The following is a 21,183-nucleotide window of genomic DNA, read 5'->3' as shown; positions in this document are numbered from 1 at the left end:
GCCGGAATACGCGGCAGCCCCGCCGGCGTACCCCGCGAGCGCGCCCGCCTACGACGCCGCGCCTCCGGCGTACGGCGCGGCGCCGCCCGCCGCGTACGGTGCACCGGCCGACGCACCCGTCCCGGGCAAGACGCTCGGCATCGTCGCGTTCATCCTGTCGTTCTTCGTCCAGCTCGTCGCGCTGATCCTCGGCATCGTCGCGCTCGTGCAGAGCCGCAAGGCCGGGGTCAAGAACGGCTTCGCCCTCGCGGCGATCATCATCTCGGCGGTGCTGCTCGTCGTCGGCATCATCGTGACGATCATCATCCTCAGCGTGGTGTTCGGTGGCCTCGCGGCCGCGTGCGCCGAACTCGGGCCGGGCGTCTGGGAACTCCAGGGCGGCGGCACCATCACCTGCGACTGACGCAGGCGTCGACATCGAAGGGCGGGTCCGCGGCGCGGGCCCGCCCTTCGCGTCGTGAGGCGGGACCTCAGTCGAGGATGCGGCAGTGCGTGGTGAGCGCGCCGATGCCGTCGATCCCTACGGTGACGGTCGAGCGGTCGCGCAGGAACACCTGAGGGTCCCGCGAGTACCCGGCACCGCCCGGGCTGCCCGTCGAGATGAGCGTCCCCGGCAGCAGCGTGGCCGACTTCGACAGATGCGAGATGAGCGTGGCGACCGGCCGTACCATCTGGCCGGTGCTCGCGTCCTGCAGCGTGGTGCCGTCGAGCACCGTCCAGATGTGGAGATCCTGCGGGTCGGGCACTTCGTCGGCGGTGACCACGAAAGGACCGGTCGGCGTGAAGCCGTCGAAGGACTTGCAGCGCGACCACTGGGCCTCGGAGTACTGGATGTCGCGCGCGGTGATGTCGTTGACCACCGTGTAGCCCCAGACGTGGTCGAGGGCCTCCTCGGGGGAGACGTCTTTCGCGGGAGTGCCGATGATGACGCCCAGCTCGGCCTCGTAATCGACGGACTCGCTGAGCGACCGCGGCCAGATCGTGGTGTGTTCGTGCCCCGCGAGCGAGTTCGGCCAGAGCACGAACACCGTCGGCGTCGAGTCCGTCTTCAGCCCGAGCTCGCTGGAGTGCGCGGCGTAGTTGAGCCCGATCGCGAGGATCACCGGCGGCGTGAGGAGCGCGGACGCGAAGCCCAGTCCCTCGATCGGATGCCGCGTGCCGCGGTCGGAGGCATCCCGCACGCGTGCGAGCAGCTCGTCGCCGCCGGCGATGAGCTCCTCGAGCACGCGGGGCGCCCCGTCGAACAGCTCCTCGACGATCGCCACCTCATCGCCATCGACGAGCGCGAGCCGCGGCTCGCCCGACTCCGGCGGCACGACATGGGCGAAGCGCATGCCCCCAACCTAGCCGCCGGGATGGGCGCGCGGGCGGTCCACAGCCCGGATGACGGGTGAGCGTCGTGCACCCATAGGCTGTGCGCATGACGCTCGATCCCGGTGCCTCCCGTCCCCGGCCTTCGCTCACGCCGCCGGAGTTCGCCTCCGCGCTCGCGCAGCCCCGCGTCGCGGCACCCGCGGCGATCACGCCCCCGTCGTCCTCACCCACACCTGTGCAGATCCCGACCGCCGCCGCGTCGCGTCGCGGACGCAGCGCGTCGGTCTGGGTCATCGGCATCCTCGTGCTCGTGCTGATCGTGCTGGTGGCGTACTTCCTGACCGCGCTCGGCCCGGCGGCGTCGCTCATCGGGATGGTGCTGGCCGTGGTGCCGCTCGTCGGCGTCCTCTTCGCGGTGCGCATCGTCGACCGCTGGGAACCCGAGCCCCGCGGGCTGCTCATCCTCGCGATCGCGTGGGGTGCGATCGCCGCCGTCGGCATCGCGCTCGGCGTCGACCTGCTGCTGTCGATGGTGTTCGGCCCGGCGACCGGGTATCGCGAGGTGCTGCAGGCCGTCGTCCAGGCACCGGTCGTCGAGGAGCTCGCCAAGGGACTCGGCGTCTTCCTCATCTTCGCGACCGCCCGGCGCGCGTTCGACGGCCCGATCGACGGCATCGTCTACGGCGCGCTGGTCGGTGCCGGCTTCGCGTTCACCGAGAACATCCAGTACTTCGCCGTGAGCTTCATCGAGGGCGGCGCGACCGAGACCACCACGACGTTCTTCCTGCGCGGCATCCTGTCGCCGTTCGCCCATGTCATGTTCACGAGCGTCACCGGCTTCGCACTCGGTCTCGCCGCGCGCCGCGGGCTGTCGACCGGTCAGGCGATCGGCCCTGGGCTGCTCGGTCTCGCCGGTGCGATCGCGCTGCACGCGTTCTGGAACGGCTCCGCCGTGTTCGGGGACTTCTTCTTCCTCTACCTGACGCTGCAGGTGCCGCTCTTCATCGGGTTCATCCTCGGTGTCGTCGCGCTCCGGCGAGAGGAGTCCCGGCTCACGCGACGCCGGCTCGGCGAGTACGCGTCCGCCGGCTGGTTCACCCCGCAGGAGGTCGACATGCTCGCCACCTCTTCGGGGCGCAAGGCCGCCCTCGCGTGGGCGCGGACGCTGCGGGGGGACCGCACGCCGCTCATGAAGACCTTCATCACGGATGCCACGGCCCTCGCCGCGACGCGCCAACGGGCGATCACCGGGCGCGATCCGCAGGCGGCGGCCGAGGAACGGGACCTGCTCGCGAAGACCGCCGCGACCCGCACCGCGATGTTCGCGCCGTGACCGGAGAACCTCGGAGACAAAGACTCAGCGCTCGGTGCCGCGGCGATGCCTGCGTGTCAACCGAGCGCTGAGTTGGTCTGCCCCCCAGCATGCCGGGCGGGCTGCGCAGGTGTCAAGAGAACCCCGGCTGTTCCCCTGACGGCGAACTCGCTCGGCGCTCGCGGACTTCGGATGGTTGGATGGAGGCATGACTGACGACCGTACCAAGCCTGAGATCGACGCACCCGCCGGCCCGGCGCCGGCCGACCTCGTCGTCCGCGACATCGTCGTGGGCGAGGGAGCCGAGGCGAAGCCCGGCGACACCGTGACCGTCCACTACGTGGGCGTCGAGTACGAGACCGGCGAAGAGTTCGACTCGTCGTGGAACCGCGGTGAGAGCATCCAGTTCCCGCTCCGCGGCCTCATCCAGGGCTGGCAGGACGGCATTCCGGGCATGAAGGAGGGCGGTCGCCGCGAGCTCGTCATCCCGCCGCACCTCGCTTACGGTCCGGCCGGCGGTCACTTCCTGGGCGGCAAGACGCTCATCTTCGTCATCGACCTCATCAAGGTCGGCTGAGCTCGTCGAGGCCTGATCCACCCCGATCGTCCGGAGGGACGGATGCTGCGGCATCCGTCCCTTCTCCGTTCCCCGGAGTTCGCGCGTAATTTGCATTCACGGGAATAGAACATCTGCAAGGCTGTGTTGGACCACGTATGCCCGTCCCCTCGGGCGCCCCACACGCACCTGAAACACGAAGGACGACCATGACCGACTCCACCACGATCGACGTTCCCGGCTACAAGGCGGGCACCTGGGTTCTCGACCCCGCGCACAGCGAGGTCACCTTCAGCGTGCGCCACATGATGATCTCGAAGGTGCGCGGCACCTTCGGCATGAAGAGCGCGACCCTCGTCGCCCCCGAGAACCCGCTCGACGCCAAGGTGGAGGCATCCGTCGACGTCACCTCCCTCGACACCAAGGACGAGGGCCGCGACAACCACCTGCGCTCCGCCGACTTCTTCGACGTCGAGAACCACCCCACCATGGAGTTCGTCTCGACCGGCGCCCACGTGAAGGACGGCGAGTTCTTCGTGGACGGCGACCTCACCATCCGCGGCATCACCAAGCCCGTGTCGTTCGAGTTCGAGTTCGGCGGCTTCGGCACCGACCCGTGGGGCAACTACAAGGCGGGCGCGACGGCCAAGACGGTCGTGAACCGCGAGGACTTCGGCCTCACCTGGAACGCCGCCCTCGAGACCGGCGGAGTGCTGGTCGGCAAGGACGTCACCATCACGCTCGACCTGCAGGGTGCGCTCCAGCAGGACTGACCTTCCGCGCGCGGAAGAAGAGCGGATGCCTCGATCACGAGGCATCCGCTCTTCGCGCACGCAGCCGATCCTGCGCGAGCAGGATGCCGAGGAACACGACGAGCGCGCCGATCGGCTCGTTCCACGTGATCGTCTCGCCGAGGATCAGGATGCCGAGGATCACGCCGACGACCGGGGTGATGTAGGTCACGGTCGAGGCGCGCGTCGGCCCCCACGCGCGCACGGTGTTCTGGTTCCACACGTACGCGACGCCGGTGCCGAGGCACCCGAGGAGCACCAGGCTCACCACGATCGGGACGTCCAGGCGCACGGGCGTCAGCACGAGCAGCGGCGTCAGCAGTGCCATGACGACGCCGGCCATCGCGATGTAGCCGAATGTGAAGGCGAGCGCCGACATCCCGGTGTTCGAGACGAAGCGCCGCATGTAGGCGAAGCTGAAGCCGTAGCTCGCGGTCGCGCCGAGGATGGCGAGCTCGGCGACGAGGCTTCCATCGAGGGCGATGCCCTGCCAGGGAGCGATGATCACCACGACGCCGAGGATGCCGACGCCGATCCCGAGCACCTGAACGGCCTTGAGCCGCTCGACGCGGAAGACCAGCCACGCCATGATCGCGGTCATGATCGGCGTGGTCGCGTTGAAGATGCTGGCGACGCCCGAACTGACGTGCTGCTGCGCCCACGAGAACAGCAGGAACGGGATGACGCAGAACGTGAGCCCGAGCACGGTCAGGTGCGCCCACACCGTGAGGCTGCGTGTCAGGTGCTTGCGCCTCAGGAGGACGAGCGCGCCGAGGGTCAGCGCGCCGAGCAGGATGCGGGTCCACGCGACCTGAGCGGGGGAGATGCCGGTGAGCGACACCTTCATGAAGAGGAAGCTCGCGCCCCACACGATCCCCGCGAGCACGAACTGCACCGTGATCCAGCGCGGGGACGGCAGGCGCTGCGCACGCAGAGCCGGCGGAGCCGTTCTTGTCGAGGTCACGGTGGCCACCGTACGCCCGCCCGCCGACGCCCGGGCCGGGGAGGGGATGCGTCGTCCGAAATCCGCCGATGTGCGGCCGTCCGGCTACGGCGCGGGGTTCGAGCCGTTCGCCGCAGCATCCGTCTGCTGGTAGACTCTTCAGGTTGCCGTTGGATCGGCCGCGGAGAAAGAGAGCTCGCACATCGGGTGACGAGCACCGCGCAACAAGCAGAGAGGGGATCACCTATGGCACTGGAAGCAGACGTCAAGAAGGCGATCATCGAAGAGTACGCGACGCACCCCGGTGACACCGGATCCCCCGAGGTGCAGGTCGCGATGCTGACGCAGCGCATCAAGGACCTCACCGAGCACCTCAAGGAGCACAAGCACGACCACCACTCGCGTCGTGGGCTGTTCCTGCTCGTCGGTCAGCGCCGCCGCCTGTTGGGCTACCTTCAGGACATCGACATCAACCGTTACCGCTCGCTCATCGAGCGCCTCGGTCTCCGTCGATAAGGCATCGACCAGCGTTCAATCGCGCAAAACATTCTTGGAAGGCCTCCCCACGGTGTGGGGAGGCCTTCATCGTTCCCGGAAGGCTCACTGCGACGGGCGAGCGGATGCCTCGACCCGGGCGGCGACCAGATCCGCGTGGTGGATCCCGGCCACGTCGGGGTGCGCGCGCAGGCGGGACTTGAGCGCGTTCTCGCCGTACAGCGCGTGGATCGGGTTGGACGGATCCTGCGTGACGCCGCGGGCCTGCGCCGCGAGCTCGGCCGGAAGCTCGATGAGCGGGAGGCGCTTGTCGAGGGCCGGGTTGAAGAAGAACGGAACCGAGATGCGGTCGTCGGGGTAGCGGGGAGAGATCACGCGGTGCTTCGTCGCGACGAGGTAGCCCTGCGTCGCGTACTCGAGGAGTTCGCCGATGTTGACCACGAACGCACCAGGCACCGGGGGAGCATCGACCCACTCTCCGTCCCTCTCGACCTGGAGGCCCCCCTTGCCGGGTTCGACCCACAGGAGCGTCAGCACGCCGGAATCCTTGTGGGCGCCGACGCCCTGCTGCGGCGTCGGGTCCTCCTTGCCGGGGTAGCGCACGATCTTGATGAGCGTCGAGGGCTCGCCGAAGTGCTCGTCGAAGTAGTTCTCTGCGGCGCCGAGCGACAGCGCCCACGCGCGCAGAAGCTTGCGCGCGACTCCCGACAGGTGGTCGTGCCACTCTGAGACGACCTCGCGCAGCTCGGGCTGGGCGGCCGGCCAGAGGTTGGGGCCGATGAGGCGTGCGAAGTCGGGGGCCGCCGGGTCGGCGATCGCCTCGCGTTCGGGTCCGATGTCGATCTGCTCGCGCCAGTCGACCTTGCCCTGCGTGCGCTCGCCGCCGACGCGGGTGTACCCGCGGAAGTGCGGGCTGTTGACGTTCTCGATGGCGAGCTTGTCGGCCTCGGGGAGGGCGAAGAAGTCGCGCGCGGCCTGGTGCAGTCGCGCCTCCAGGTCGGGGGAGACACCCGTGCCGGTCAGGTAGAAGAAGCCGACGTCGTGGGTCGCGACGCGCAGGTCGTCGCGGAACTGCGCGGCCGCCTCCGGGCCCGCGTCGAGCCGGGAGAGGTCGAGGATCGGCAGGTTGAGGTCGGTCATGGTGCGAGAGTAGGCGGCTGCGCAGCATCCGTCCCGTTTGTTGCCGCGGGTTACCGGCGGTTCCCCCGTTGCGCCGGCGACCGTCGTCCGGTGTGCTGAACAGCTCCACCGGCATCGGAACGGCGTCAGCCGTTCTGGCGCGGATCGGGTCGTGGCGTCCGCGGCTGCTCCCGCGGCCGGCGGGAACCGGTGGGGTCGTTGCGCCGTCCCTCGCGGCGCGCGAGGGTGCGATCGGCGAACAGCCACGTGGGGCGCGGCTCGACCAGCGGGCGGAAGACGCGGCGCACGGGCTTCGTCGCGAGCCCGAGAGCGATCAGCACGGATCCGATGATCACGAGCGGCAGCCACAGCCACGTCGGCTCGGCGTTGCGCAGCAGGCCGTTCTCGCGGAACGGGTAGAGCACGAACGAGTGCAGCAGGTAGACGTACATCGTGTACTGCCCGAAGTGCGTCCACCAGTGCGTGTCGCGCGGCACGAGCGCGAAGAACGCGGTCGAGAGCACCACGGCGATGATCATGAGTGCGAGGCGCACGCCGCCCGCCCACCACTGCGTCCCGCCGATCGACGCGTAGTTCTCGTCGTAGAAGAGCCACTCGCGCAGATTCATCGCGCGCCAGTTGTCGACGAAGAACCAGGCCGCCCAGCCCGCGGCGGCGAAGAGTCCGAGCCCGCCGGCCAGCACCCACCATGGCCGGCGGTCCAGCAGCCGCAGGCGCGCCACGATGTCGTGCTCGCGCAGCCACCAGCCGAGTGTGAAGAACGGCAGGAGGCCGAGCGTGCGTGACAGCGAGAACGTCGAGCCGATGTTGGGGAGGTAGCCCGCTCCGATCGAGATCACGACGGTCCACAGCAGCGGCCAGCGCAGCAGGCCGAGGTAGGGGAGCACGACCCGGAAGATGCCCAGAGCGAGCAGGAACCACAGGGTCCACGAGGGCTGGGTGATGTTCGGGTTCGCCTGGCCTTCGACGAGCCACTTGGTCAGGGTCCACAGTCCCTCGAACACGATGTAGGGCAGCAGGATGTCGGTGATCACGCGTGCCATCTGCGTCTTGGTCGGGGCATCCGACTTCGAGAAGTAGCCCGAGATGATCGCGAACGCCGGCATGTGGAAGGCGTAGATCACCAGGTACAGCCCCAGCGCGATGTCGGAGTCGTACGTCAGGCGCTGCACGGCGTGACCGAGCACGACGAAGACGATGCACGCGAAGCGCGCGTTGTCCCAGAATGGCGTGCGGCGCCGCGGACGGGCGATGGATCCCGTCGGGGTGGTGGTCGTCGCCGTGGGCGGAACGCTGCTGCCGGTCATCGTCACCTCTCGCCGGGGCGCAGACCAGACTAGCCGCGTGCACCGCGCGATGCTTTCACTTGACACCGAGTCCCACGCTGGCGGATTCTGACTGCGAGCGTGCCGGCGGTGGGCACATCGACTACGCGCCGCGCCAGAACGAGCTCGACGGTCTTTGCGAGGGGTAGTCTCGCAGGCGCGATGACGACGATCGACGACGCGCTGCAGCGCGACCAGGCCATCGCCGACCTCGATTGGCATGTGTTCCCGGTCGGCACGGAGCGCGACGTGTTCCGCGCTCCCAGCGGCGGTCTCGCGCGGATGCGCCTGGGCGACCACGGCGCGCCGAGAGTCGTGCTCGTCCCCGGCGTGGCCGGGTCGAAGGAGGACTTCGTCCTGTTGTTCCCCCTGCTCGCCGCCGCCGGCTACCGCGTCGAGTCGTACGACATCGCCGGCCACTACGAGTCGGCGCAGGCCGGCCCGCACCATCTCGATCCGCCACGGGACTCGTACGACTACGCGCTGTTCGTCGACGATCTCATCGCGGTCCTCGAGGACGGCGGCCCCGCCCACGTGCTGGGCTACAGCTTCGCCGGCCTGGTCACCGAGCTTGCGCTCGTCGAGCGCCCCGATCTCTTCCGGAGCCTCACGCTCATGGCTGCGCCGCCTGCGACCGGACAGGTCTTCCGTGGCGTGAAGCACATCGGGCCGATCTCCGACATGTCGCCGCACCGCGCCGCGGGCCTCATCCTCTGGGGCATCCGCTACAACCTCAACCGCACACGGCCGGGGCGCATCGCCTTCGTTCGCGAGCGCCTCAGCATCACGGGCCGCGCCTGCATCGACGACGTGGTCGGACTCATGATGTCGACCCCTGACTTCGCCGACGCCGTCGCGGACGTCGACATCCCGAAGCTGATCGCCGTCGGCGACCAGGACCTCTGGCCGCGGGCGCAGCACGAGGCCTACGCCGCGCGCATCGGCGCCCGGCTCGCGACGTACCCCACGGGGCACGCGCCCTGCGAGACCGCTCCGCACCAGCTCGCACGCGACATGCTGCTGCTCTTCGCCGACGCGCAGTGACGGGGAGGATGCCGCGGGCCGCGGCATCCTCCCCGCTCTCACTTGATCGAGCCCCGCGTGACGCCCGAGATCACCCAGCGCTGGCTGAAGATGTAGACGATGAGCAGCGGCGCCATCGCCATCAGGTAGGACGCGAACGCCACGGTGTAGTCGGTGTTGAACTGGCCCTGGAAGACGTACTGCGCGAGCGACAGCGTCCGCGCCGAGGGCTCGGTGAGCACGACGAGCGGCATGATGAAGTCGTTCCACGCCCACACGCACGTGAGGATGCCGACCGTCGCGTTCATGGGCATGAGCAGCGGGAAGATCACCTGCCAGAACACCCGCCACGTCGAGGCGCCGTCGACGCGTGCGGCCTCTTCGAGCTCGATCGGAATCGAGCGGATGTACGCCGTGTAGATGAAGATGTTCAGCGACAGCCCGTAGATCGTGTACAGGATGATCATGCCGGCCTGGTTGTCGAGTCCCAGGATGGACGTCTGCTTGACGAGCGGCAGCATGATGATCGGGAACGGGATGAACAGCGCCGCCAGCAGATAGAAGAACACGCCCTTGAAGAACGGGCGGTGGATGTTGCGTGCCAGCGCGTACGCCACGATCGAGCTCGTCAGCAGCGTGAACGCCACGGAGCCGACGGTGATGATCGCCGTGTTCAGCAGCGCCTGCGGAAAGCTCGTCCGCACCCACGCGTCGGCGAAGTTCTCCCACCGGATCGGGTTCGGCAGTTCGAACCCGGTGCCCTCGGTGAGCTGATCCGGCGTCTTGAGAGCGACGACGACCGCCAGGTACAGCGGGATCAGCACGGTGAGCGAGCACACCGCGATGAGCGCCGTCGCCCACCAGTTGGTCTTGCGCGTGTCGTCGTCAGGCTCCCTGCGACGCTTGCGGCGATCGTTCGCCGTGACGGCGTCGACCTCCTGCTCGAGCTGGGACGCGGTGTTGGTCATGGTGGTCATCAGAAGTCGGCCTCTCTGCGCTGAAGGACCCGGAACTGCAGGAGCGAGACGACGGTGATCACGATGAAGAAGATCACCGCGTTGGCCGTCTGGTAGGCGAACTCGCCGCCCGAGAAGCCGCCCCGGAAGATGAGCAGCGTCACCGATTCGGTCGACGTGCCCGGGCCGCCGTTGGTGAGGGCGACGATCGGGTCGAAGACCTGGAGGAACCCCTTGAGGCTCAGCACCACGTTGATGGTGAAGAAGGCGCCGATCAGGGGGAATGTGATCGACCGGAACTGCCGCCACGGGCTGGCGCCGTCGAGCGACGACGCCTCGTAGAGCTCCGACGGAATCGTCTGCAGCCCCGACAGATAGATGATGATCGCGAAGGCGCAGGCCTGCCAGACGGCGAGTGAGACGATCGCGGTCCACGCCCAGGTCTCGCTGGTGAGGATGTTGTCGCGGAACAGCGGGATGCCCGAGAGGATCTTCGGCAGCGAGTTCGAGAAGAAGAACTGGAAGACGTAGCCGATGACGAGGATCGCCAGGATGTAGGGGACGAAGTACACGCCGCGCCAGAAGTTGCGCGCCTTGATCTTCGCGTTCAGTCCGAGGGCGATCGCCAGCGAGAACACGTTCGTCAGGATCGTGGCGACGATGGCGAACAGGAACGAGAACCCGTAGGCCTGCAGCACGCGATCGTCTTTGAACAGATTGAGGTAGTTCGACAGGCCCACGAAGTTCCAGGCGCCGTAGCCGGCATAGTTCGTGAAGCTGAAGAAGATGCCCACCACGACCGGCAGGGTGTGGAACGCGGCGAATGCGATGACCGCGGGCCACACCATCCAGTAGTAGGCGGGCAGGGCGCGTGCGGCGTCGCTGCGTGTGCGGGTCGCCCGCTTGCGGGCAGCGCCCGCGGGGGTGGACCGTACGGCTTCGGTGAGAGTGGTCATGTCATTCTCCCGTCACGGGGATCGTGCGGGCGGCCACCTTGGCCCACTCGCGGTCGAGGGTCTGGAGCGCCTTCTCGGCATCACCGTCGAAGAGGAACTGCTGGTCGGTGGGGATGAGGGGGAGCGCAGGCGGGATCTGGTGGTCGATGAAGCCCGTGATGCGCCGGTCTTCGAAGAACGGCCGCACGGACTGCAGCGCGGGATCATCGCTGAGCTCGGCGCCCTCGACCGAGGGGACCATGTTCTGGGACGCGGCGAACTTCTCGATCACCTCGGGCTGGAACACGTAGTCGATGAACCGCATCGCCGCGTCGTGCGTGGGGCTGTCCTTGCCGAGGGTGAAGACGACGTCGACGCCCGAGACGAGGAGGCTCTCACCCGGCTCGTCGGTGGGATAGGGGAAGATCCCCATCCGGATGTCGGGGTTCACCTGCTTGATGGGGTTCGTCGCCCAGATGCCCTGCAGCAGCATGGCCGACTCGCCGCGCGCGAACGCGGCATTGCCGTCGTCGTACGTCTTGCCGCGGTAGCCCTCCTGCATGTACGAGTACAGCTGGTACTGGCGGTCCATCGCCTCGGCGAAGTCCTTCTCGAACGACACCTCCGAGTCGGGTCCGACGTTCTCGCCCTCCTCGCGCATCTTGTCGAAGAAGCCGTCCTGGGCGGGGTAGGCGCCGAGCGCGTTCCACGACGGGATGCCGGTCCACGAGTCGGCGAGCGTCCCGTAGAACGGCTGGACGCCGGCCTCCTCCAGCGCATCGCAGACCGCGATGAGCTCGTCCCAGGTCTCGGGGACCTCGAGACCCTGCTCCTCGAAGATGTCCTGGTTATAGATGATGCCGTTGGCGTTGTTGACGTAGCCGAGTCCGTTCACCTCGTCGCCGTAGGTGCCGAGGTCGGCGAGGATGTCCTGCACGGCGGGGTTGATGGTCTCGAGCACGGGCTCGTTCGAGAAGTCGTGGAACACGCCGGCCTGTGCGAGCCGGCCGAAGTTGCCGTTCGCGTTGAGGGTGATGACATCGGGGATGCGATCCTTCACCAGCAGCGTGCGGATGGCGGTGTCGGCGTCCGCGACCTGGTTCTGCACCACCTTGATGTCGGGGTTCTCCGCCTCGAAGCCCGCGATGATCTCGGTGAAGTCCTCGAGCGCCTCGCCCTTGAACTGGAAGAAGTTCAGGGTCGTCACGCCGTCGTCGGGGTTCTGGGCGCAGCCGCCGACGGCGACGGCTGTCGCGGCGACGACCGCGACCGCGAGCGGCCGGATCCATCGTCGGTGAATGGTTCTCATCGTGCGCCTCCTTGCGCCTAGGGGTGGGGAGTGTTCAGTTCTCGGCGATGAGTTCGACGACCATCGCCTGCTGCGGGCGCTGCACGGGTGGGCGCACGCCCACTTCGGCCAGCTGAAGACCTGTCAGCACGATGCCGGAGTCGGCCCATTCGAGGTCGGACTGCCCGGCGTCGTCGTCCCGCCTCACCACGCGGAGCCGGTAGGTCCGGGCGGGATCGAGTCCGGGCATGCGGACTCGACCGGGCGGATACGCGGCGCTGGTCGCGGTCTGGACGATCGTGAAGACGGCGGATGCGGCATCCGTTCCCACCACCCCGCGCACGTCGATCCCGGGGTCGGTGCCGTCGACGTGGATGACCCGGCCCGAAGCGATGAGGGGGCGCAGACGCTTGGCGAGGGCGACCCACTTCGCGATCTCGGCGCGACGGGTGTCGTCGAGCGTGGTCAGGTCCCATTCGATGCCGAAGTGGCCGAAGAGCGCCACCGCGCCGCTGAGCCCCAGCGAGACGGTGCGGCCCGACGAGTGGACGACAGGACTCGTCAGGTGCATGCCGAGCATCTCGGGCGGCACCACGATGCCGGTGTGCTTCTGGTTGTCGAGCCGCTCGAGCGGATCGAGGCTGTCACTGGTCCACACGCGGTCGGTGCGATCCAGGATGCCGAGATCCACCCGTGCCCCGCCCGAGGCGCAGCTCTCGATCTCGAGCCCGGGATGGGCTGCCTTGAGCTCGTCGATCAGGCGGTAGACCGCGAGCGTGTGCTCGTGCACGCGGGCGCCCCCCGCGGGCCCGCTCGCGGCGTCGACGAGATCGCGGTTGTGATCCCACTTGAGGTAGGCGATCGGGTACTCGTCCAGCAGGGCATGCAGACGCCCGGCGATGTGGGCGTACGCCTCGGGCTGCGAGAGGTCCACCACCTGCTGCTGACGGGCGGACGGCGGCAGCGACATCCGTCCCCGGAGGATCCAGTCCGGGTGCCGCCGCGCAAGATCGCTGTCGGGGTTGACCATCTCGGGCTCGACCCAGAGGCCGAACTCCATCCCGAGCCCTCGCACGTGGTCGACGAGGGGGTGAAGGCCCCGTGGCCAGACGGCGGTGTCGACCGTCCAGTCACCGAGCCCCGCGGTGTCGTCGCGCCGGCCCTCGAACCAGCCGTCGTCGAGGACGAAGCGTTCGACGCCGACGGATGCTGCGGCGTCGGCGAGTGCGGTGAGCCGATCGAGCGAGTGGTCGAAGTAGACCGCCTCCCAGGTGTTCAGCGTGACCGGCCGCGGCCGCCGCGGATGCTGCGGCCGGGCGCGCCACTCGTCGTGGAAGCGCGCGGACAGTGCGGTCAGTCCGTCGCCCCACGAGCCGATCACCCAGGGGGAGCTGTACGCCGCACCGGCCGCCAGCACCACCTCTCCGGGCAGCAGCAGTTCGCCCCCCGCGAGGAAGGCGTCTCCGGTGGTCGTGCGCTCGGCGAGCACGCGGTGGTTGCCGCTCCAGGCCACGTGGATGCCGTGGACCCGGCCCCTCTCGAAGCCGAACCCCGGCCGTCCGGCCGCGAGGAGGATCGTGGAGTCGGCCCCGGTCCGGCCGCGACGGCTCTCGCGGACATGCACGCCGATGCCGAGGTCGCGCCGCTGCGGCGACCGCTCGCGGAGGTGATGCCCCGTGGTGTCGAGCACCTCGGTGGCATCCCAGGGGAGGGGGAAGGTGGGATGCGCGGCCTGCAGTGTGTACGGCGTCGTTCCGGCGTTGCGCACCGTCACCCGCTGGTGGAGCAGGCCGCTCGGCCCGATCCGCACCTCGACCCGCACGGCGAGACCCGCTTCGGCGTCGACGAGGGCCAGGCTCGCGCGGTGATCCCCGGCCTGCACGTCGGCGAGGGAGAGACGGATGCTGACACCCGACCCCTCGCGGTGGCCCTCGAGTCCCGGGGCGGCGAACCATCCGTCGGCGCCGGTGGGCACGAGTGTGAGGGCAGGCGTCGTGTCGAGGCCGCCGGACACCCGCTGGGCGCGCGCGGCCGCCGCGAGTGAGCGCAGCGTGTCGGGCGTGGAACCCGTGAGCGCCTCACCCCAGTGCACGATCGCCGGTCCCGGCGTCGCGTCGAGGTCGACGACGACGCTCGTTCCCCCGCGGATGAGGTGGAGCACGCGAGGCTCGCCGGAGGGGGAGGTGCGCTCGGCGTCGAGCAGCCGGTGGGTGCTGTGCATAAGTTAGTTCTACCACGGAAGTAATAAGTCTCACAAGAGCGTCTGGACCGGGCGCGGGATCGGTCTCTGGGGCTGTATTCGTGCCAGAATGAAACCATTGGGGACGTGAGGGGAGACTGCCGACGATGCTGACGGACAGCGAGCGCGCCCTCGCGCGGGCCGTGCTCATCCATGGCCCGATCGCTCGCAGCGCGCTCACCAACCGGCTCGGCCTGTCGCCGGCGAGCCTCACGCGGCTGGCGAAGCCGTTCCTCGATCGCGGCTACCTCGTCGAGCTCGACGATCTGGCCGACGGCACGGTGGGGCGGCCGGTGCGACCGCTCGACGTCGCCCCCGGCCTCGGAGTCTTCGCGGGCGTCAAGATCACCGGCGACACCGTCCATGCGGTGGTGACGGACGTCCGTGCCGGTCTCGTCGCTCAGCGGACGGTCCCGCTCGGCACGCATGAGCCCGAAGCTGTCGCAGCAGTGATCGCCGGAGTGCTCCGCGCCATGACCGACGACTCCCTCGTCGGTGTCGGTGCCGCCCTCGGCGGTGCGGTCGACGGCGGCGTGGTGCGTTACGCCCCGTTTCTCGGGTGGGAGAACGTGGACTTCGCGTCGATCCTCGAGCGTGAAGTCGGCGTTCCCGTGACGCTGGAGAACGACCTCGTCGCGCTGACCGAGGCTGAGCGCTGGTTCGGCCTCGGCCGGGGCATTCCGGGTTTCGTCGTCCTGACGATCGGGGTGGGCGTCGGCTACGGGCTCGTCGTCCATGGCGAGGTGGTCCACTCCGCGGAGGCGGGGCTCGGCCTCGGGGGGCATATCCCGCTGAGCGACACCGGCCCGCTCTGCCAGGAGGGGCACCGCGGATGCTCGCAGGCGATGCTGACATCGGGGTCGATCGCCGCACAGGTGTCGGCGGCACTGCAGCGCACGGTCGCCTATGAGGAGGTCCTCGCGCTGGCGATCGCGGGTGAGCCGGCTGCCGCCGCGGTGGTGGATGCCGCGGCCGATGCGCTGGGCCGCTTCATCGCGCTGGCGGCCAACCTGACGTTCCAGAGCGCGGCGGTGCTGGCGGGCGACGGCATCGGGCTGTTCCCGATCGTCGAGGATCGGATCCGTGCCGCGATCTCGGCGGGCCGGGACCCGCGAGCGCAGCCCGTGCAGCTGTTCGTCGACGACTCCGGCTTCACGGCCTGGGCCCGGGGCGCCGCAGCCGTCGCGATCCAGGCCGCTGTCGACCGCCTGCGGTTCGACTGACGCGCTCCCGCGCTCGGGGTGCGGCGGGGACCGTATCGAAACGGTCCGGAATATTCTTGGTGCGCACACGTTGCACGAGATACATTCATTTGCATGGATTCGCACGACGGAGAACCCGCACGGCGAAAGAGCGGAGAAGCGATCGTGAGCGAGAGCACCACGTGGTCGGGTATGCAGTTCGGCATCTTCACGGTGTCCGACATCACCCAGGACCCGACCGACGGCACCACGCCCAGTGAGGCGGAGCGGATCAAGGCGACGCTGAAGATCGCCCAGCACGCCGAGGAGGTGGGCCTCGACGTCTTCGCGCTCGGCGAGCACCACAACCCGCCGTTCTGGTCGTCGTCGCCGACCACGACGCTCGCGTACATCGCGGCGCAGACCGAGCGCCTCATCCTCTCGACCGCCACGACGCTCATCACCACGAACGACCCGGTGAAGATCGCCGAGGACTACGCGATGCTTCAGCACGTGTCGCAGGGCCGCGCCGACCTCATGATCGGCCGCGGCAACACGGGCCCGGTGTACCCGTGGTTCGGCAAGGACATCCGCCAGGGCCTGCCCCTCGCGATCGAGAACTACAACCTGCTGCACCGTCTGTGGCGCGAGGACGTCGTCGACTGGGAGGGCCAGTTCCGCACACCGCTGCAGGGATTCACCTCGACCCCGCGTCCCCTCGACGGCGTCGCGCCCTTCGTGTGGCACGGCTCGATCCGCACTCCCGAGATCGCCGAGCAGGCCGCGTACTACGGTGACGGCTTCTTCGCGAACAACATCTTCTGGCCCAAGGAGCACTACCAGCGGCTGATCCAGCTGTACCGCCAGCGCTTCGCGCACTACGGTCACGGCACGCCCGAGCAGGCGATCGTCGGCCTCGGCGGGCAGGTCTTCATGGCCGCGAACTCGCAGGACGCGGTGAAGCAGTTCCGCCCGTACTTCGACAATGCGCCGGTGTACGGCCACGGCCCGTCGCTCGAGGACTTCAGCGAGATGACGCCGCTCACCGTCGGGTCGCCCCAGCAGGTGATCGACCGGTACGCGGCGATGCGCGAGACGTACGGGGACTACCAGCGCCAGCTGTTCCTCATGGACCACGCGGGCCTGCCCCTCAAAACCGTGCTCGAGCAGCTCGACATCCTGGGCGGCGAGGTGGTGCCGGTGCTGCGCAAGGAGCTGCAGAAGAACCGGCCGGCGGACGTTCCGGATGCTCCGACCCACGCGAACCTCGTGGCCGCGAAGTACGGCGACGAGGCGCCGCGGCAGGCCGTCCCCGGCGCGAACCGCGGCGACAACCTCGTGGGCGCGAGCCCCTACCAGGACACGCCCGCTCCCGCGGGTGCCGCGTTCGGTCTCGCCCGGAAGGAGGCGTGACATGACCAGCTCCGCACGCCGCATCGCAGTGATCTCGGCCGGACTGTCGAACCCGTCGTCGACCCGCATGCTGGCCGACCGGCTCGCCGCAGCGACCGCGACGCAGCTCTCCGAGCGCGGCATCGCGGTCGAGGTCGACGTGTTCGAGCTGCGCGACTACGCGCACGACATCACGAACAACCTCCTCACGGGTTTCGCGCCTCCGGCGCTCGAATCGGTGATCAACGCGGTCGTGTCGGCCGACGCGGTCATCGCGGTCACGCCGATCTTCTCGACGAGCTACTCGGGACTCTTCAAGTCGTTCATCGACGTGCTCGACCCCGATGCCCTCACCGGCAAGCCCGTGCTGATCGGCGCGAACGCCGGCACCGCGCGCCACTCGCTCGCGATCGACTATGCGATCCGGCCGCTGTTCACGTACCTGCACGCCGAGCCCGTCTCGACCGGAGTGTTCGCCGCGTCGAGCGACTGGGGCGCGTCGGCAGACAACATCGCTCCGCTCGGCGAGCGCATCGACCGCGGCGCCCGGGAGCTCGCCGACGCGATCGCGCGGCGTGAGCCCGCCTCCGACGCCGATCCGTTCGATCCCGCCAACTACCTCGGTGAGGGCCGTTCGTTCGGCCACCTGCTCGGCGGTCTCGCGGGGGAGTAGCCCTCAGCCGAGAACGACGTCCTCCGGAGCGCGGAGGGGACGCCACGCGTCCTCTCCGCGCGCTGTCGTGCGCCGGAGCACGTCGGCCTCCACGAGCGGGCCGAGATCGACGCCCGCAAGCTCCTCGATGTCGCCGATCGGCACCTGAAACGTGCGGAACCCGCCCAGCACCGGCACCGCGAGCACGCCCTCGCTCAGGGCGATCAGCTCCGACTGGTCGAGCACGAAGCCTGCCGCCGCAAGCCGCGGCTCGGCGTCGTCGTGCGCTGTCGCCCACGCGGCGACCTTGAAGAATCGTCGCGGAACACGGATGCCGCGGTACGGCGGATCGTCGTCATGCAGCACCGGTGCGGTGAAGACGCTGAGGCGTTCGTCGGTCGTCTCGGCGAACGCGAGCACGTGGTCCTCAAGGCCGAGCCACAGCTGTTTGGACTGGTTGAACCCGCTCGCCTGCGGCGCCGCATTCGGGTACGTGAACGTGGCCTCGGTCGCGCGCCTGGCCTCGGCGGCCGAGCCCCAGCCCGGATCCCGCCGGCGCACCAGGTGCCCGCGATCGAGGTCGTTGGAGGCGTAGACGGCAGGCCCGGCCTGCTCGGTCGCGGGAACGCGCGCGTCGAGCTCCCAGTCGCCGGTGCGCGGGAGGTCCTGCAGCGTCGCACCGTCGATGTTCACGCCGGTGACGACCGCGAGCCGGCGCTCCGGGTCGAGGAGCACGGTGAACCGGGGGTAGGTCAGCTCGCGCACTGCGCGCCCGTCCGCCGGATGCGGGAGGGGGAGCGGGATGCCGAGGAAGGCGTCGTCGTATGCGTCGGAGGTCACGTCTGCCACGACTCCATCCTGGTCTGCTCGGTGGACATCGTGAGACGCCGGGCGTCACTCATCGCCCGTCGCCCGCCGGGCTCGCAGCCGGCGCGCGAGCACCGCGTCGATGCCCAGTCCGAGGCCGACCGCGAAGGCCACCGAGACGACGACCGCGACGACCGGGCCCCCGGGCACCAGCGTCGCCACGAGCGCCCCGATCAGAGCCTGGTAGATCGCCCACGCGAGCGCGGCGAGGCCCGCCACCGCGAGGTAGCGCGGCCCCGGAAGCCGGGTGGCTCCCGCTGTCAGGTTGACAGCGAGTCGTGCGAACGGGATGAACCGGGCGGTGAAGAGCACGAGCGCCGCACGGCGCTCGAGCCGCAGCCGTGCCCACGCGAAGGTGGCCTGCGTGCGGGGTGCGCGCATCCAGCGCCAGCGCTCGAGGCCGATCGTGCGGCCCACGAGATAGCACGCGACGTCGCCGGTCAATGCGGCCGCGGCGGCCACGAGCACGATCGCAGCCAGCGCCGGCTCGCCCTGAGACACCGCCAGCGCCCCCAGCGCGGTGACGGCCGCCTCGCCCGGTATCACCACCAGGAACGCGTCGCCCAGCACGAGCACGAACAGCAGCGGCAACGCCCACGCGCTCGACGTGATGGTGGTCAGCAGGTCCTCGACCATGTCTTCTTGGTAGCCGCCCGCGGTGAACGGCGACGGAACGGGGCACGTCCGGTGACCCGCCGCGGTGCATCCGGTGAACTCTTGCGCACGGACGCCGGTTCGCGGCATCGGTCCTCCTTCACCCCGTCACCCTGGAGGCGTGAGAGTCGCACTGCTCGCCGAATCGTTCCTGCCCCACATGAACGGGGTGACGGGGTCGGTGCTCCAGGTCCTCCGGCATCTGGCCGCCGAAGGTCACGAGACGCTCGTCATCGCACCGCGTGCCGGGGAGATCACCACCGATCTGCACGGTGCCCGCACCGAGCTGCTGCGCTCGGCGCCCTTGCCGTCGTATCCGGAGGTGCGCGTGGTGTTCGCGCGCGCCGCCCGGCTGACGGCGATCCTCCGCGAGTTCCGGCCGGACGTCGTGCACCTGGCGTCGCCGTTCGTCCTCGGCTGGCAGGGGCTCGCGGCCGCCGACGCGCTGCGCGTGCCCTCCGTCGCCGTGTACCAGACCGACGTGATCGCGTACGCCGAGAAATACGGGATGCCGCAGGCCGCCGCGCTCGTCGGACGCCACGTCGGGCGCCTCCACCGACGTGCGACGCTCACGCTGGCGCCCTCGACGGCGTCGCTGCAGCAGCTGGAGAGCCTCGGCGTCGACCGCCTCCGTCGCTGGGGACGCGGCGTCGACGCCCTGCGCTTCGGTCCCGGGCGCCGCAGCGACGGCTGGCGCGAGCAGGTGGCAGGTGGCCAGAAGATCGTCGGCTACGTCGGCCGCCTCGCCCCCGAGAAGCAGGTCGAGGATCTCTCGGCGCTCGCCGGGCTCCCGGGGACGCGCCTCGTGATCGTCGGCGACGGACCCTCACGCCCGGCGCTCGAGCGCGCGCTGCCCGGCGCCGTCTTCACCGGGCACCTCGGCGGAGCCGCGCTGGCCGAGGCGCTCGCGAGCTTCGACGTGTTCGTGCACCCCGGCGAGAGCGAGACGTTCGGGCAGACGATCCAGGAAGCGCTCGCCAGCGGCGTGCCGGTCGTCGCGACCGGCGTCGGCGGACCCGTCGACCTGGTGCGATCGTCGGTCGACGGCTGGCTGTACCGGCCCGGAGACCTGGTCGACCTGCGCGCGCGGGTCGCCGATCTCGTCGGCGACGACGGCAAGCGCCGCGCGTTCGCGGCGGCGGCCCGCGAGTCGGTGAGTGAGCGCACCTGGCACGCCGTCTGCAGCCGCCTGGTCGAGCATTACGGCGAGGCACGGATGCTGCGGCCCATCGACGACGCGCAGCCTCAGCGCGCGGCGACCCGCCCGGCGGTGCCGACGCCCGCTGCGCGGCGCTCGTGGTCGCGGTTCGTCGCGCTCGGCGACTCGATCACCGAAGGACTCTGCGACGCCTCCCGGATGCCGACGGGGCAGTACCGCGGGTGGGCGGACCGGCTCGCACAGCTGCTCGCGCACGCCGGCGCCTCCGGCGAGCCGTTCCGCTACGCCAACCTCGCGGTGCGCAGCCGTCGGGTACGGCACGTCGTCAGTGAGCAGGTGCCGCAGGCGCTGGCACTCCGGCCGCAGCTGGTATCGATCCTCGTCGGGGCCAACGACCTCGTCGGGCGCCGCGTCGACCCGATCGCCGTCGCGCGCGACCTCGAGAAGTCCGTGAGGCAGCTGCGCGCGGCCGGCATCGACGTGCTGCTCGTGACGCCCTTCCTCCCGCGTCGGCGCCCTGCGCGGCTGTTCGCCCGCCGGTTCGCGGTGTTCTCGTCCGAACTGCGCCGGACCGCCGCATCCACCGGCGCGGTTCTGCTCGACACCGACGCGTTCCTCGACGCGCGCGGGCTCCCCGCCATCGGCGATCTCGACCTCTGGGCCGACGACAAGGTGCACCTTCGCCCGCGCGGTCACCGGTACCTCGCGTACCGCGCGGCCGAGGCGCTTGGAGTGCCCGACGCCGAGGCGCTCGGCGAGCTCGACGCGAGTCTGCACGCCGACGATGACCCGGTGCTGCCGGGTACGTGGCTGCGCCGCGACGCCCTGCCGTGGGTGTGGCGACGCCTCCACGGACGCACGGCCGGCGACGGGCTCGTCGCCAAGCACCCGGACTACGTGCTCATCGGTGGACCTGGCGACGTGCCTGCCCGCGTGCACGCGGGCTGAGGCATCCGTTCGC

General features: G+C 69.8%; 21 protein-coding genes. 11 read left to right on the top strand and 10 right to left on the bottom strand.

What is annotated here, in order from left to right; translation table 11 throughout:
* Positions 1 to 403, top strand: a 403-nt coding sequence (locus AC3A46_RS11165) for a DUF4190 domain-containing protein (RefSeq protein ID WP_487665233.1), incomplete at its 5' end; no start/stop codon positions are given.
* Between the two features lie 67 nt (positions 404 to 470).
* Here the strand turns inward: AC3A46_RS11165 and AC3A46_RS11160 are convergent.
* Positions 471 to 1,334 carry a fumarylacetoacetate hydrolase family protein gene (locus tag AC3A46_RS11160; protein ID WP_487665232.1) on the bottom strand — a complete coding sequence of 288 codons (864 nt, stop codon included), beginning with the start codon at positions 1,332 to 1,334 and terminating at the stop codon, positions 471 to 473.
* 86 nt (positions 1,335 to 1,420) lie between these two features.
* Here AC3A46_RS11160 and AC3A46_RS11155 point away from each other — a divergent pair, with 86 nt between their 5' ends.
* The 3 genes from AC3A46_RS11155 (at position 1,421) to AC3A46_RS11145 (ending at position 3,955) form a co-directional block, all read left to right on the top strand.
* Complete coding sequence (locus AC3A46_RS11155; protein ID WP_487665231.1) at positions 1,421 to 2,647, top strand: PrsW family intramembrane metalloprotease; 1,227 nt, start codon at positions 1,421 to 1,423, stop codon at positions 2,645 to 2,647.
* A 187-nt stretch (positions 2,648 to 2,834) separates the two neighbouring features.
* On the top strand, positions 2,835 to 3,203 hold the full coding sequence (locus AC3A46_RS11150; protein ID WP_056370156.1) for an FKBP-type peptidyl-prolyl cis-trans isomerase: 369 nt from the start codon (positions 2,835 to 2,837) through the stop codon (positions 3,201 to 3,203).
* A gap of 188 nt (positions 3,204 to 3,391) precedes the next feature.
* Positions 3,392 to 3,955: a YceI family protein gene (locus AC3A46_RS11145; RefSeq protein ID WP_487665230.1), complete on the top strand. Its 564-nt coding sequence runs from the start codon at positions 3,392 to 3,394 to the stop codon at positions 3,953 to 3,955.
* 34 nt (positions 3,956 to 3,989) lie between these two features.
* Here the strand turns inward: AC3A46_RS11145 and AC3A46_RS11140 are convergent, their stop codons facing one another.
* On the bottom strand, positions 3,990 to 4,937 hold the full coding sequence (locus AC3A46_RS11140) for a DMT family transporter (protein WP_487665229.1): 948 nt from the start codon (positions 4,935 to 4,937) through the stop codon (positions 3,990 to 3,992).
* A 1-nt stretch (position 4,938) separates the two neighbouring features.
* Between AC3A46_RS11140 and AC3A46_RS11135 the strand changes: the two genes are divergently transcribed.
* Positions 4,939 to 5,070: a hypothetical protein gene (locus AC3A46_RS11135; RefSeq protein ID WP_487665228.1), complete on the top strand. Its 132-nt coding sequence runs from the start codon at positions 4,939 to 4,941 to the stop codon at positions 5,068 to 5,070.
* A gap of 92 nt (positions 5,071 to 5,162) precedes the next feature.
* The gene (gene rpsO / locus AC3A46_RS11130; protein WP_005048780.1) at positions 5,163 to 5,432 is read left to right on the top strand and encodes a 30S ribosomal protein S15; all 270 of its coding nucleotides are present in this window, start codon (positions 5,163 to 5,165) and stop codon (positions 5,430 to 5,432) included.
* Between the two features lie 84 nt (positions 5,433 to 5,516).
* Here the strand turns inward: rpsO and AC3A46_RS11125 are convergent, their stop codons facing one another.
* Together AC3A46_RS11125 and AC3A46_RS11120 are read right to left on the bottom strand one after the other, a co-directional pair.
* Entirely contained in the window at positions 5,517 to 6,551 is a 1,035-nt protein-coding gene (locus tag AC3A46_RS11125; RefSeq protein WP_487665227.1) for an isopenicillin N synthase family dioxygenase, read from the bottom strand.
* A 125-nt stretch (positions 6,552 to 6,676) separates the two neighbouring features.
* Entirely contained in the window at positions 6,677 to 7,858 is a 1,182-nt protein-coding gene (locus tag AC3A46_RS11120; RefSeq protein ID WP_487665226.1) for an acyltransferase family protein, read from the bottom strand.
* Between the two features lie 180 nt (positions 7,859 to 8,038).
* Between AC3A46_RS11120 and AC3A46_RS11115 the strand changes: the two genes are divergently transcribed.
* Complete coding sequence (locus tag AC3A46_RS11115; protein WP_487665225.1) at positions 8,039 to 8,920, top strand: alpha/beta fold hydrolase; 882 nt, start codon at positions 8,039 to 8,041, stop codon at positions 8,918 to 8,920.
* 38 nt (positions 8,921 to 8,958) lie between these two features.
* On the opposite strand, the gene AC3A46_RS11110 is transcribed toward AC3A46_RS11115, so the two are convergent.
* From AC3A46_RS11110 to AC3A46_RS11095, 4 genes are read right to left on the bottom strand one after another with little or no spacing between them, the layout of a single operon-like run.
* Positions 8,959 to 9,876 (bottom strand): carbohydrate ABC transporter permease, encoded by a 918-nt coding sequence (locus AC3A46_RS11110; RefSeq protein ID WP_376010651.1) that lies wholly within the window; start codon positions 9,874 to 9,876, stop codon positions 8,959 to 8,961.
* The gene (locus AC3A46_RS11105; protein WP_487665224.1) at positions 9,876 to 10,811 is read right to left on the bottom strand and encodes a carbohydrate ABC transporter permease; all 936 of its coding nucleotides are present in this window, start codon (positions 10,809 to 10,811) and stop codon (positions 9,876 to 9,878) included. The genes AC3A46_RS11110 and AC3A46_RS11105 overlap by 1 nt, the downstream gene beginning before the upstream one ends.
* A 1-nt stretch (position 10,812) precedes the next feature.
* Positions 10,813 to 12,099, bottom strand: a complete 1,287-nt coding sequence (locus AC3A46_RS11100; RefSeq protein WP_487665223.1) for an ABC transporter substrate-binding protein — start codon at positions 12,097 to 12,099, stop codon at positions 10,813 to 10,815.
* A 34-nt stretch (positions 12,100 to 12,133) separates the two neighbouring features.
* Entirely contained in the window at positions 12,134 to 14,299 is a 2,166-nt protein-coding gene (locus tag AC3A46_RS11095; protein ID WP_487665222.1) for an alpha-galactosidase, read from the bottom strand.
* A 125-nt stretch (positions 14,300 to 14,424) separates the two neighbouring features.
* Between AC3A46_RS11095 and AC3A46_RS11090 the strand changes: the two genes are divergently transcribed.
* The 3 genes from AC3A46_RS11090 (at position 14,425) to AC3A46_RS11080 (ending at position 17,563) form a co-directional block, all read left to right on the top strand.
* Positions 14,425 to 15,540, top strand: coding sequence for an ROK family protein (locus tag AC3A46_RS11090; RefSeq protein WP_487665221.1), 1,116 nt, complete (start codon positions 14,425 to 14,427; stop codon positions 15,538 to 15,540).
* Positions 15,541 to 15,711: 171 nt separating this feature from the next.
* On the top strand, positions 15,712 to 16,911 hold the full coding sequence (locus tag AC3A46_RS11085; protein WP_487665235.1) for an LLM class flavin-dependent oxidoreductase: 1,200 nt from the start codon (positions 15,712 to 15,714) through the stop codon (positions 16,909 to 16,911).
* Position 16,912: 1 nt separating this feature from the next.
* Complete coding sequence (locus tag AC3A46_RS11080) at positions 16,913 to 17,563, top strand: FMN reductase (protein ID WP_487665220.1); 651 nt, start codon at positions 16,913 to 16,915, stop codon at positions 17,561 to 17,563.
* Between the two features lie 3 nt (positions 17,564 to 17,566).
* Here the strand turns inward: AC3A46_RS11080 and AC3A46_RS11075 are convergent, their stop codons facing one another.
* Both AC3A46_RS11075 and AC3A46_RS11070 read right to left on the bottom strand, forming a co-directional pair.
* Complete coding sequence (locus AC3A46_RS11075) at positions 17,567 to 18,391, bottom strand: DNA/RNA non-specific endonuclease (RefSeq protein WP_487665219.1); 825 nt, start codon at positions 18,389 to 18,391, stop codon at positions 17,567 to 17,569.
* A 45-nt stretch (positions 18,392 to 18,436) separates the two neighbouring features.
* Entirely contained in the window at positions 18,437 to 19,153 is a 717-nt protein-coding gene (locus AC3A46_RS11070; protein WP_487665218.1) for a DedA family protein, read from the bottom strand.
* Between the two features lie 31 nt (positions 19,154 to 19,184).
* Between AC3A46_RS11070 and AC3A46_RS11065 the strand changes: the two genes are divergently transcribed.
* A complete protein-coding gene (locus AC3A46_RS11065) occupies positions 19,185 to 21,170 on the top strand; it encodes a GDSL-type esterase/lipase family protein (RefSeq protein ID WP_487665217.1) in 1,986 nt (661 codons plus the stop codon).
* Positions 21,171 to 21,183: the final 13 nt, after the last annotated feature.

Source organism: Microbacterium sp. Soil_C_42 (assembly GCF_057656735.1).
This window is presented reverse-complemented; position numbering and strand designations above follow the sequence as displayed.

What these genes read in the sequence shown, in the direction of transcription:
- AC3A46_RS11160 (WP_487665232.1), bottom strand. Translation starts at nt 1,334, where the DNA reads ATGCGCTTCGCCCATGTCGTGCCGCCGGAGTCGGGCGAGCCGCGGCTC.
- AC3A46_RS11155 (WP_487665231.1), top strand. Translation starts at nt 1,421, where the DNA reads ATGACGCTCGATCCCGGTGCCTCCCGTCCCCGGCCTTCGCTCACGCCG.
- AC3A46_RS11150 (WP_056370156.1), top strand. Translation starts at nt 2,835, where the DNA reads ATGACTGACGACCGTACCAAGCCTGAGATCGACGCACCCGCCGGCCCG.
- AC3A46_RS11145 (WP_487665230.1), top strand. Translation starts at nt 3,392, where the DNA reads ATGACCGACTCCACCACGATCGACGTTCCCGGCTACAAGGCGGGCACC.
- rpsO (WP_005048780.1), top strand. Translation starts at nt 5,163, where the DNA reads ATGGCACTGGAAGCAGACGTCAAGAAGGCGATCATCGAAGAGTACGCG.
- AC3A46_RS11125 (WP_487665227.1), bottom strand. Translation starts at nt 6,551, where the DNA reads ATGACCGACCTCAACCTGCCGATCCTCGACCTCTCCCGGCTCGACGCG.
- AC3A46_RS11120 (WP_487665226.1), bottom strand. Translation starts at nt 7,858, where the DNA reads ATGACCGGCAGCAGCGTTCCGCCCACGGCGACGACCACCACCCCGACG.
- AC3A46_RS11115 (WP_487665225.1), top strand. Translation starts at nt 8,039, where the DNA reads ATGACGACGATCGACGACGCGCTGCAGCGCGACCAGGCCATCGCCGAC.
- AC3A46_RS11110 (WP_376010651.1), bottom strand. Translation starts at nt 9,876, where the DNA reads ATGACCACCATGACCAACACCGCGTCCCAGCTCGAGCAGGAGGTCGAC.
- AC3A46_RS11105 (WP_487665224.1), bottom strand. Translation starts at nt 10,811, where the DNA reads ATGACCACTCTCACCGAAGCCGTACGGTCCACCCCCGCGGGCGCTGCC.
- AC3A46_RS11100 (WP_487665223.1), bottom strand. Translation starts at nt 12,099, where the DNA reads ATGAGAACCATTCACCGACGATGGATCCGGCCGCTCGCGGTCGCGGTC.
- AC3A46_RS11095 (WP_487665222.1), bottom strand. Translation starts at nt 14,299, where the DNA reads ATGCACAGCACCCACCGGCTGCTCGACGCCGAGCGCACCTCCCCCTCC.
- AC3A46_RS11090 (WP_487665221.1), top strand. Translation starts at nt 14,425, where the DNA reads ATGCTGACGGACAGCGAGCGCGCCCTCGCGCGGGCCGTGCTCATCCAT.
- AC3A46_RS11085 (WP_487665235.1), top strand. Translation starts at nt 15,712, where the DNA reads ATGCAGTTCGGCATCTTCACGGTGTCCGACATCACCCAGGACCCGACC.
- AC3A46_RS11080 (WP_487665220.1), top strand. Translation starts at nt 16,913, where the DNA reads ATGACCAGCTCCGCACGCCGCATCGCAGTGATCTCGGCCGGACTGTCG.
- AC3A46_RS11070 (WP_487665218.1), bottom strand. Translation starts at nt 19,153, where the DNA reads ATGCCGCGAACCGGCGTCCGTGCGCAAGAGTTCACCGGATGCACCGCG.